Origin of the sequence: Brevundimonas sp., assembly GCF_036659295.1 — a bacterium.
In the GTDB taxonomy this organism is placed as follows: Bacteria; Pseudomonadota; Alphaproteobacteria; order Caulobacterales; family Caulobacteraceae; genus Brevundimonas.
Genome location: NZ_JAVXCU010000076.1, coordinates 1 through 10,930 on the forward strand (window position 1 = coordinate 1; position 10,930 = coordinate 10,930).

General features: G+C 61.5%; 12 protein-coding genes and 1 pseudogene. 3 read left to right on the plus strand and 10 right to left on the minus strand.

Annotated elements, in window-relative coordinates:
• On the minus strand, window positions 1-267 hold a 267-nt coding region (locus RSB01_RS11555), incomplete at its 3' end, for a transglycosylase SLT domain-containing protein (protein ID WP_332625505.1).
• A 167-nt stretch (window positions 268-434) separates the two neighbouring features.
• Here RSB01_RS11555 and RSB01_RS11560 point away from each other — a divergent pair.
• A complete protein-coding gene (locus RSB01_RS11560; RefSeq protein WP_332590625.1) occupies window positions 435-1,178 on the plus strand; it encodes a TonB family protein in 744 nt (247 codons plus the stop codon).
• Here RSB01_RS11560 and RSB01_RS11565 read toward each other — a convergent pair.
• On the minus strand, window positions 1,144-2,190 hold the full coding sequence (locus tag RSB01_RS11565) for an FAD-binding oxidoreductase (RefSeq protein WP_332590626.1): 1,047 nt from the start codon (window positions 2,188-2,190) through the stop codon (window positions 1,144-1,146). The genes RSB01_RS11560 and RSB01_RS11565 overlap by 35 nt on opposite strands.
• Before the next feature lie 82 nt (window positions 2,191-2,272).
• Complete coding sequence (locus tag RSB01_RS11570; RefSeq protein ID WP_332625506.1) at window positions 2,273-4,120, minus strand: phosphoenolpyruvate carboxykinase (GTP); 1,848 nt, start codon at window positions 4,118-4,120, stop codon at window positions 2,273-2,275.
• Between the two features lie 171 nt (window positions 4,121-4,291).
• On the opposite strand from RSB01_RS11570, the gene RSB01_RS11575 reads away from it, so the two are divergent.
• Together RSB01_RS11575 and RSB01_RS11580 are read left to right on the plus strand one after the other, a co-directional pair.
• Complete coding sequence (locus RSB01_RS11575) at window positions 4,292-4,924, plus strand: DUF938 domain-containing protein (RefSeq protein ID WP_332591488.1); 633 nt, start codon at window positions 4,292-4,294, stop codon at window positions 4,922-4,924.
• Between the two features lie 57 nt (window positions 4,925-4,981).
• The gene (locus tag RSB01_RS11580; protein WP_332591487.1) at window positions 4,982-5,752 is read left to right on the plus strand and encodes a pseudouridine synthase; all 771 of its coding nucleotides are present in this window, start codon (window positions 4,982-4,984) and stop codon (window positions 5,750-5,752) included.
• Here the strand turns inward: RSB01_RS11580 and RSB01_RS11585 are convergent.
• The 7 genes and pseudogenes from RSB01_RS11585 to RSB01_RS11615 form a co-directional block, all read right to left on the minus strand.
• The gene (locus RSB01_RS11585) at window positions 5,742-6,044 is read right to left on the minus strand and encodes a transcriptional regulator (protein WP_332591486.1); all 303 of its coding nucleotides are present in this window, start codon (window positions 6,042-6,044) and stop codon (window positions 5,742-5,744) included. The genes RSB01_RS11580 and RSB01_RS11585 overlap by 11 nt on opposite strands.
• The gene (locus tag RSB01_RS11590) at window positions 6,044-6,490 is read right to left on the minus strand and encodes a hypothetical protein (RefSeq protein ID WP_332591485.1); all 447 of its coding nucleotides are present in this window, start codon (window positions 6,488-6,490) and stop codon (window positions 6,044-6,046) included. The genes RSB01_RS11585 and RSB01_RS11590 overlap by 1 nt, the downstream gene beginning before the upstream one ends.
• Window positions 6,491-6,579: 89 nt before the next feature.
• A complete protein-coding gene (locus tag RSB01_RS11595) occupies window positions 6,580-7,542 on the minus strand; it encodes a hypothetical protein (protein ID WP_332591484.1) in 963 nt (320 codons plus the stop codon).
• A 33-nt stretch (window positions 7,543-7,575) separates the two neighbouring features.
• Complete coding sequence (locus tag RSB01_RS11600; RefSeq protein WP_332619553.1) at window positions 7,576-8,337, minus strand: ATP12 family protein; 762 nt, start codon at window positions 8,335-8,337, stop codon at window positions 7,576-7,578.
• Window positions 8,338-8,347: 10 nt separating this feature from the next.
• Window positions 8,348-9,031: an HAD-IA family hydrolase gene (locus tag RSB01_RS11605; RefSeq protein WP_332625507.1), complete on the minus strand. Its 684-nt coding sequence runs from the start codon at window positions 9,029-9,031 to the stop codon at window positions 8,348-8,350.
• Window positions 9,032-9,037: 6 nt separating this feature from the next.
• Window positions 9,038-10,540, minus strand: coding sequence for a putative 2OG-Fe(II) oxygenase (locus RSB01_RS11610; RefSeq protein ID WP_332619551.1), 1,503 nt, complete (start codon window positions 10,538-10,540; stop codon window positions 9,038-9,040).
• A gap of 33 nt (window positions 10,541-10,573) precedes the next feature.
• A pseudogene (locus RSB01_RS11615) lies at window positions 10,574-10,930 on the minus strand (RluA family pseudouridine synthase); the annotation flags it as partial.

Genomic DNA, 10,930 nt, shown 5'->3' on the forward strand with positions numbered 1-10,930 from the left:
GCGCCCGTCACCGCCCTGATAGATCAGGTCCGCATACTGGCCATAGCCATGCTTGTGGCCGTGCTGTTTGACCGTCGCCAGCCAGGTCTGCTCGATGAACTGGAACAGGCCGGATGCCGACGAGGTCCGTGCCTTGGCGTCAGGATTGAACCCGCTTTCGCGACGCGCGGTCTTCATCAGGAAATCGAAATCGACACCCGTCGTCGAAGAGGCACGCCGGATGGCTGCCTCTACGCCTCTTGAAGAAGGAATCGCTCCAACGCTCATATGCTAACGGTCGCTAACCAAGGTTAACGACACCTTAACACGAAACCGTTGCCGTTAACGAATCGGTATTGAAAAGAGGCTTCAAGCCCATTTGTCCACAAAACGCCGTAATCCAAGCGCTGCAATACCGTTAGGTCTGGGGAGGCCTGCGATTAGAGGTGCAGATCATGATGATGATGACGCGTGCCGCTGGCGGAGCGAATCTATCCGCCATTCTCGACCACCGTCCGACAAATCTGTCGTCGCGACGTATGTGGATTGCCTTGTTGGGGACCGCGCTGGCCGCCCATGTGGGTGTCGGCCTGTTCCTCTATCACCAGAAGTTCGAAATCACCCTTGCGCCACAAACGGTGCAGGAGGTTCCCAGAACCATCGTCTATCTGGACCCGCCGCCCAAGCCGCTGGAGCCTGAGGTCGCCAAGGCGGCCCCCGCCCCTGCGCCCAAGCTGAACAGGCCAGAACGGGTCATCGACAGCCCTGTGCCGCCACTGGTGGCTCCGGTAAATGATGCCCCGACAACGGCCACAGGTCCGGCCGTCACCCTGTCCACACCGGTTGCACCCGATGCCAGCGGCACGACACCGGCGGCAACGCCCGCGCCCAAGCCACCGTCTGTCATCACCCGTCCCAACTGGATACAGCAACCAACAGCGGACCAACTGATGCGGGCCTATCCCGATGCCGCCATCGAGCGCGGGATTTCCGGCAATGCAGTTCTGAACTGCGCGGTACGGGTCAATGGCACGCTGACCGACTGTCAGGTCACGTCGGAAACGCCTGCGCGTAATGGCTTTGGTCGCGCCGCCACCAACCTGTCGCGCTATTTCCGCATGAGCCCGCAGACCGTGGATGGTCAGGCCGTTGACGGTGCCCGCGTTACGGTCGGAATCCGGTTCGATCTGACGGATTAAGCACGCGATGGGGATCGAGGGTCCGTTCGGTAACGGACTGGCCCTCGATCTCGGCGCGTAGCTGGCTGGCCACCAGCGGTGCCAGCAACCAGCCGTTACGGCGTGGGGCCAACGCCACATACAGGCCGTTCCCCACATCGCCGACCAGAGGCAGGCCATCGGGCGACGCCCCGCGTATACCGGCGCGCCATTCAATTTCTATCGGGCGCGGCTCCACGCCCAACAATGCCCACGCTGCCGCCAGCATTGCCTCGCAGCGCTCCATATCCGGCTCCAGATCACGCACCCCTGTCTCCATGGTCGCGCCGATCATACTGCCGCCCGCAAACGGACCAGCGTTTACAGGCGCTACATAGGCCCCATCTGCGCGCAGTACATGCTCACTCAACCGCTCGCGGGTTATGCCGATCAGGCCGCGCACAGGAATAATGGCGTCGATAATACGCGTCACCGCATCGGGAAGACCGATAATGGCCGCGGATGCCCCCGTAGCCAGCACCAGTTTGGGTGCACTGACCACGCCTTCGGATGTCACCACCAGCCAATGATCCCCCTCGCGGAAGACCGCTTCGGCCGTGGCATTGATGCGGGTAATCCCCTGGCCCATCCGTTCCAGCGCCGTGACAGGATCCAGCTTGGCGTCCTCGTCCGTCGTCAGGGTACGGGTTTGCGCGTCATAGCTATGCGCAAAGTCGTGGCGCTGCATCTGCAGCATGACGCGCTCTACGCCCTCGCCGCGCCATTCCGCCGGCATGTCCTGAAGATCAATGCCCGTGCGTGTCGCAAACACATCCCACAGCATCCGGCTCATTTTCAGCATATCGGCCACATGGACCGGCAGGCCGTCGATCGCCGCCTCCATAGCAGGGGCGATCATCCCCGCCGCCACAGCCGAGGCCGAGGGGGTATCGGGCGCGACCACCGTCACCTGATGTCCGGCCAAGCGAAGCTCTGCTGCCGTCGCGAGGCCAAAGACCCCTGCGCCAATGATGACGATATCGGATGAAGTCATGAGAGATTTAGTGAGGGAGAATTAAAAAGGGGCACGGGAAGTCCTTCGACCGCCCGTGCCCCGATTTCAAGTCGCTATGCGATTATTCCGCTGCGAGACGTGCCGCGCGGGCGTCTTCGAGGCGCTTGCTAAGGGCCGCATGCTGGTCCCACAGGGCCGCAGGCAGACGCCCGGCAAACTTCTCGTAGAAGGCCGGGATCAGGCTGGCTTCTTCGGTCCAGACATCGGCATCGACATCCAGCAAGGTCGAAAGCTGGGCTTCGGTCAGTTCCACACCCGACAGGTCCAGAGCTTCACGCGACGGCACATGGCCAACCGGCGTGGTCACAGCCTCGCCCTTACCTTCCAGACGATCCACGACCCATTTCAGCACGCGGATATTGTCGCCAAAGCCCGGCCAGACGAACTTGCCGTCCTGATCCTTGCGGAACCAGTTGACGAAGAAGAAGCGCGGCAGCTTGGAAGCGTCCGGAGCCGAGGCGCCCATCTTGAGCCAGTGCGCGAAATAGTCGCCCATATTGTAGCCGCAGAACGGCAGCATGGCGAACGGGTCACGGCGCAGCTCGCCGACCTTGTTTTCAGCGGCAGCCGTGCCTTCGGAGGCAACGGTCGAGCCGAGGAACACACCGTGCTCCCAGTCAAAGGCTTCGGTTACCAGCGGCACAGCCGAGGCGCGACGGCCGCCGAACAGGATGGCGTCGATCGGCACACCGGCCGGATCTTCCCATTCCGGTGCGATCGACGGGCACTGTCCGGCCCAGACGGCGAAACGCGCATTCGGGTGAGCGGCAGGCTCGCCCGATGCAGGATCGTGCGGCTGGCCCTTCCAGTTGGTCAGGCCCTCGGGAGCTTCCTTGGTCAAACCTTCCCACCAGACGTCGTTGTCGGCAGTCAGGGCGACGTTGGTGAAGACCGTGTCTTTTACCAGTGTATCCAGAGCATTCTTGTTGGTGTTGCGGCTGGTGCCCGGTGCCACGCCGAAGAAGCCCGCTTCGGGGTTCACAGCATACAGGCGACCATCGGTGCCGTAACGCATCCATGCGATATCGTCGCCGACCGTCTCGGCCTTCCAGCCATCCAGGGTCGGTTGCAGCATGGCGAGGTTGGTCTTGCCACAGGCCGACGGGAAGGCCGCGGCCACATACTTCACCACGCCCTCGGGGCTGGTCAGTTTGAGGATGAGCATGTGCTCGGCCAGCCATCCCTCGTCGCGGGCCATGATCGAGGCGATACGCAGCGCGTAGCATTTCTTGCCCAGCAGGGCGTTGCCGCCATAGCCCGAGCCATACGACCAGATTTCGCGCGTTTCCGGATAGTGGACGATCCACTTGTCGTCATTGCACGGCCACGAAACGTCGGCCTGACCTTCGGCCAGCGGTGCGCCCAGCGTGTGAACCGCCGGAACGAACACGCCATCGGTGCCCAGTTGATCCAAGGCGCCCTTACCCATACGGGTCATGATGCCCATCGACACAGCCACATAGCCGCTGTCGGTGATTTCAACGCCCAGAGCCGAGATGTGCGAACCCAGCGGGCCCATGCAGAACGGCACCACATACATGGTGCGACCCTTCATGCAGCCGTCGAACAGGCCGTCCATGCGCGCGCGCATTTCAACCGGATCGGCCCAGTTATTGGTCGGACCGGCATCGGCCTGATCTTGCGAGCAGATGAAGGTGCGGCTTTCGACGCGCGCGACATCCTTGGGATCGGAGGCAGCGTAATAGCAACCCGGGCGCTTGGCCTGATCCAGTTCCTTCAGCGTGCCCTTGGCGATCAGATCGGCAACAATGGCCGATTTTTCGGCGTCAGAGCCGTCACACCAGTGAACACGTTCCGGCTTTGTTAGGGCTGCGATCTGCGACACCCAGGCCACGAGGCCTTCATGTTGCGTCGGGGCCGGAAGAAGGCCGGGGATGGGTTGGCTCACGTCACGCTCCTTGAGTCCGCTCACTGGGACAGTTGTGACGCAAAACAACACCACGATCACAACAGGTTTCAGCGGCCAATGGACTGCACCGTCCGCTAGGTCAAGACTTTGCAAACCAATTTCGCTTAATTCTTATGGGCGTGTGCTGCACCGCCGCGCTAAGTCTTCGGTATGCAGACCATGGACACACAGCAGACCACACCCGCAGGCGGACTTTTCTCGCCCGCAGCCGCCCGAAACAGCGAGGCGATTCTGGGTTTGCTGGCGACGCATCTTCCCGCACATGGCCATGTGCTTGAAATTGCATCAGGTTCCGGTCAGCACGCTCTGGCTGCCGCCCACGCCCTGCACGATATTGTCTGGCAAGCCTCCGATCCGTCGCCCGAGGCGCTGCAAAGCATTGAAGCGTGGCGCAATGACAATCCGCTACCAAACCTGCCCGCCCCGTTGCGCGTGGACATGACCGGTCCCGATACATGGCCGGACCAAACCTATGATGCGCTTGTCTGCATCAACATGATCCATATCAGCCCGTGGGAAGCCACCGAGGGCCTAATGGCACTGGCGGGCAAGGTGTTGCCCCTTGGCGGCTTGCTTTATCTCTATGGCCCGTACAGGGAACTAGACGTCCCGCTGGCACCATCCAATGCCGCCTTTGACGAGAGCCTGAAGGCGCGCAACCCTGCATGGGGCCTGCGCGACAGCCGTGATGTCTCGCGCGAGGCTAAAAAACACGGCCTGCGCTTTACCCGCCGCGTCGAAATGGCAGCCAATAATATCAGCCTGATCTACCGCCGCTTCTGATCCTTTCTAAAACCGTCGCCAGAGCGTAAAGACGCGCCCAGACCGGAGACTCCCCCCATGGCCTTTATCCGCACCTATGACGGCGACGAGCCCGTTCGCATCAATAAATGGCTGGGCCAGTCGGGCGTCTGCTCGCGCCGCGAAGCCGAAAGCCTGATTGCCGAGGGCTTTGTCACGATCGATGGCGAGATTGTTCGCGATGCCGGTCGCAAGATCGAAAAGGGCCAGACCCTGACGCTGGATAATGATGCCGAAGAAGCGCTTCAGTCCGGTATCACCATCATACTGCACAAACCGATTGGCTATGTCTCGGGCCAGCCGGAACCGGGTAAGATCCCTGCTGTGCGCCTGCTCTCGTTCAAGAACCGCGACGATGACGGCTATATTCCGCGTCGCGACGAGAGCCTGCCCCCGATCGGTCGCCTCGACGAGGATTCACGCGGTTTGCTGCTGCTTTCATCGGACGGCGTGGTCGCCAAGGCTGTGATCGGCCCTGAATCGGAACTGGATAAAGAATATCTGGTCCGTGTGGCCGGTACGATCACCCAGACCAAACTCAACTGGCTTCGCGAAGGTCTGGAACTGGACGGGCGCAAGCTGAAACCGGCCAAGGTCGATCTGATCCGTGGTCAGGACCTGCGCTTTATCCTGAAGGAAGGCCGCAAGCGCCAGATCCGCCGGATGTGCGAAATGGTTGAACTGGACGTTATCGACCTGTTCCGCACCCGCGTCGGGCCGCTCACGCTCGGAGCCCTGCCCGAAGGGCGCTGGCGTCACATCACACCGTCGGAACGTGACGCCCTCATCAAGGCCAGCGTTAAACCGTAAGGTTGGCCGTCAGCTTCACCAGCCGTTCCAGCTCCGCCACATGGGCGGCAAAGGCCTTGCGGCCCGCAGGGGCCAGCGACAGCCATGTGCGCTGTCGCCCTTCGAACGGTGCTTTGCGCACGCTGACATAGCCCGCCTCTTCCAGTGCCTTGACGTGCTTGGACAGCACCGAGTCCGAAACCCCGATCGTATCGCGCACCACCGCGAACTCGGCCTCGGCTGCCGACAGGATGGCGCAGATTTGCAACCGTCCGGGGGCGTGGATCAGGGCGTCAAAAACTGGAACCCCCATCACACGTTCCTCACGTCTTGGCGGTACAGCCGCATCCACACGCGGCTACCGACATAGCCCAGTGCCGCTCCGGCCAGGCCATTTACCACCGGCACCCAGTAGATTTCCTGAACCTTGCCGAACCAGATGCTCAGCCCCATCAGGCCGATCAGAATAGCCGCCAGACCAAAGGCCGCCCAACGCGCCCGTTTGGGGCTGTAGCCATTGACCCAAACCCCTCTTTCCGCCTGCCATTTACGCATGATGACAACCAGAATAGCCAACGCAATGGCGACGCTAGGCAGGCTAAAGGCCGTCGGGAAGCCCTGCCCCGCCACCAGCAGACCACAGGCCAGCGCATAGCCGCAATCATACCACCACGGCCAATAATCCATCTTGGCCAGCGTCTGCTCGCGCGTGTTGCGGATCAGGTCCAGCGCCTCTTGCGGATTTTGCTCTTCGGTCATATCTCGTCCCTCACTTTCCATAACGGAAAATGATCCAGACTTTCCATATCGTCAAGTGATAAGTTTCCAATTTGGAAAGTTATCTATTCCTAGGCCTGCGCCTCGCTGCGATCCTTGATGACTTTCAGGACTGTGCCGTGAAAATCGTTCAAGAAAACCCGCCCCCACAGAGCGCAATAGGCATTGATCGGTGTAGCCATCCGGTAACGGGTCGTCAGGGTCAGGCGGGTGCGGTTGTCCGGCAGGCTTTCCAGCACATAATCGCCCCGCGCCAGCTTCAGATAGCTGCTGTCCACATCGATATGGGCCTCGACAGCATCAGGGATGGAATCCGGCCCGAAGCGGAAATCCCATGCCAGACGACGGTCCTGCTCCCATGCCGTCACCACTTCTTCAAAGCGGACACCTTGCGTCCAGCGCAACTGGCGAACAGCACCGACGCCCTGCCCGTCCATGCGGGCATTTACCGGCGTCGGCACGCCCACCACATTATGGCTGAAGGTTGGTTTTAACTCGGGCTTGCGGATGTCGCGGATTTCGACCGTCTGCGCCCAGACATCTGCGGGCGCAGCATCGATCTCGATGACCGTAACCACCTGCTCGTCCACCATCCGGTAATCCAGATGCGGCTCAAACGGAGCCAGCAGCAAGGGCGCGAGGATCATCAGCGGTGGCGTGTGACGCAATGCACGTTTGCGAAGGAGTGCAACAGTCAGGCTCGACCCGAGAGCTGCGCCTGCAAAGAAGAAGGGCGCAGCCATCGCCACACAGATTCCGCCTTCACGAAACACGATAATGCTCAACACCAGCAGCACCGCGATACCGATCAGGGCCCATTTCAAATGGGTGCCGATAGAGGCGCGGCCCAATGGATCGGCCACCGCCGAAAACACGCTGGCAATCGCCATAGGCATGAAGATCAGGCCGCTGATGAACAGCATGCCGCCGTTACCCTGCCAGATCAGCAGATACAGAACCGCCGAATAGGCCAGTGACAGGCCAAGCCCCAGATAGAACCGCTTGCGTAGCAGCCGCCCCGACAGATCATTCATGCACTATCCCCCGCGACGATTAGAAGATGCGTTCTAAACGAGCGCTGTAAACCACTGCTCCAGCATCACCGTCTCGGCGCGTTGCGCAGCGGCCCGCAGCGAGGCTTCCTCGTCCACGCCCCAGCGTTCCTCGGTGAAGGCTTCATCAAGGCGCGAAAGGTCATAGGCGGTTGCACCATCCAGCTTGCCCTGTTGCAGGGCCAGACCCAGAATGGCTGAACCCAGCAGCGGCACAGCCATGGCCAAACCCGACAGCTGGAAATGATCCAGCGACAGGGCCAGAGCCTTCACCTTTGCCAGAGACGCCTCGTCTTGAGTCTGGTGAATAATGCCCTGCACCGGCACCAGACGGATACCGTGCGTCTCTTCGGCCCATTTGCGCCACTGGCCCCATTCACGCTCCTGACGCTCGACCAGAGACTGCGGCGCTTCGGCGAGGTAGCAGGTCAGATCGTTTCCCGCATAGGCCGCAACTTCATCGGCCACAGCCTCCATCACCTCGACCACACGGTCGATAGCGGTCGAGGCCAGACGGGTTGCCGGCATGGTGCCCGCATCCAAAAACTCGCCCTGAGCGGCCCATTCATCAGCCACCATCTGCGCCGCCGCCTGTGTCGGCAGGACCAGCTTGCGATGGGCCGGCGTCTTGGGTGTGCGACCATCCAGTTGCACGGCCCAGCCGTCTTCGGTCTGTGCAACCTCGGCTGTCTTCCAGAAGCGTTTGATACGCTCTTCGGATTCCTTGAAACCCTTGCGGGCGGCGACGTTCGGGTCCAGCGGGGGAATGTGGCTCATGGTTTAAACTCTAGTCTCGGACCTGCGAAGCGAAACGCACCAGCGCCGCCTCCAGATCGGGAAAATCTTTGGCCACATGGACCGCACCGGCCGCAAGCTGTTCGTCCACCGTGTGGAACCCCCAACCTACCCCCTGTGCGGCCACCTTGGCATTTACGGCCATCAGCATATCGTGGCTGGTATCGCCGATCATCACTGTACGATCCAGCGTCGCACCGTTCTTGTGAACCGCTGCCAACAGCATGGACGGGTCCGGCTTGCCCGGACCATCCGATGCACAATGGGCCGAGGCAAACAGGTCGCTCCATTCGGGGCGGGCCAGATTGCGCGCCACGCCACGGCTGTTCTGCCCCGTCGCAATCGACAGCTTCCAGCCGTCACGCTTCAAAAGGCGAAGGGTCTGCATCACCCCGTCATAAAGCGGCTCTTCGTGACCAGCCTCGTAACGGGTGCGGAAACTGTTCTGGAAGGCAGCGACGAACTCGGCCAGCTCGCCCATGGTCAGTTGCGGCTCCAGCACATGCAGCGCCTTATCCAGCGTCAGGCCGACAATCTGGCGCACACGATCATAGCTGGGTTCTGGTAGGCCAAGCGCCTCGGCCGCCTCGCACGCCGCGTGGTGAATAGAGGCACGGCTGTCCACCAGCGTACCGTCCACATCAAACACCGCCAGCGGTGCGTCAAAAGCAGTCATAAAAACTCAGGCCGGTATCAGATCAAAAGCAATGGTCAGCCGCGGATGGTTGTCATCAAACGGCAGGGTTCCATGCCACATACAAGACGGGAACAATACCAGCTTTCCCGGTTCCGGCTTTTCGACTTTCAGCGGTTGCAGCGGGGATTCCAGATTAAAGGGCGGTACACCAAAGCCGATCCAGCCCTCCTGCCCGCCTCGATCCACCGCAGGCGGCAGGTCGATATAACAGGCCGAGGACAGCCAGCCCTTGGAATGGATATGCGCCTCGTGGAAACCGCCGGATTGCAGGCGGATCGACCAGCATCCGGCAAAGCGGTAATCACCGTTATTGCGGCGGCGTACCGGATCACTTCCTGTTCCCAGTGCGGCCAGATAACGCCGGATCGGGCCGTCTATGGCGCTAAAAAAGGCCTTGATGACGGGATCATCCACCCGCCGCAAATCCACCGGCGTCTGTGATCCGTGGCGCAGGCTCTGGCCAATCGGATGGCGGTTAAAGGCGTGCTGGGCCTCCAGCGCCACCTTTAGGTCCGCCAGATAGGATGCAAGGTCAGGCCAGCCATCGGGCGTATCAATCTGCGTGGCCCGTATCAGACCATCGGCATCATCCAGCCCCAGTGGATCACTATCCCCCGCCATCCGCATAGCCGTGGCATGCAGCGCCAGTACAAGCTGCTGTTGCCCGGCCACCGGCAGTAGTCGTGACAGGATATCTCTAGCCTCGGTCACTTCACCGGCGACCAACAAGGTTTTGGCCAATGCCGCCCATGCCGGAACATCGTCGGGGGCCAGCGCCACAGCCTTGCGCCCGTGGATGATGGCGCGTTGCACATCGAAGGCCAGAGCCAGATTGGCCGCTGCCACCTCTATGCCCGCCCCTTGCAAACCTGCATTGGTGGCGCTTGCGGTCAGTTCTTGCCACACCTCGCGCTCGGCCTGTCCCACATAGGTGTTGAACACGGCCCGCGCCTGAAGAATGGCCGGATTGGCCGGATGCAGAACCTGCGCACGATCATAGGGTTCACGCGCCGCCTCTATGGCTGCACCCGACATCCACAGTAACTGCGCCTGTTCGTTGATGGCTTCCAGATAGTCGCTACGACGGGCCAGAACCTCGCCATAGGCCCCTATAGCCTCGTCCACCTTGCGCTGGGCCTGTAGAGCACGCGCCAGAACCAGCCATGTTTCGGGGGCTTTGCCGCCAAGCGAAAGCGCTTTGTGCGCCTCGCTCTCGGCCTCTACGGCAGCGCCCGCATCGCCCAGCGCCGAGGCCAGATTGTGATGGGCCACCATGCTGGACGGGGCGGCTTTGACCTGTGCGCGACGCAGCGGCACCACCGCCTCGGGGCGTTCCAGCGCCTTGAGGATATTGATCCTCAAGGCCATCAGTGCCTCGCGTTCGGATGCCGGTGCCGCCTCGACCAGTTGCAACGCCTCTTCCAGATGCCCCGCCCCCGCAAGGGTTTGCGCCTGTTGTCCGCGTTGCTGAAGCGACATCCCCGTCATCCGATCCCCCCAGATCGTTTAGCGTACCGCCATTTAGCGGATACGTTTCACATTTGCGAAGACGTCTTCGTCGGCATCCTGCTCGGTAAAGCCGAAATGCTCGAAACCGGCCCGCAGTTCAGGGCTGATCGGGGCCTCGACAATCAGCTTGCCACCACCGGGGTGATCCAGCTCGATGCGGCGCGCATGAAGCTGAAGCTTCAGATTGCCCGACAATTCTCTCGACTTGTCGTCCCCGTATTTGTGGTCGCCAAGGATCGGATGGCCGATACCGGCCATGTGGGCGCGAAGCTGGTGCGTGCGGCCCGTGAACGGACGCAGGGCCATAAAGGCAGCACGGTGCGAGGCACGGCTAACAGTGGCATAGGCCGTTTCGGCCGTTTCCGCGTT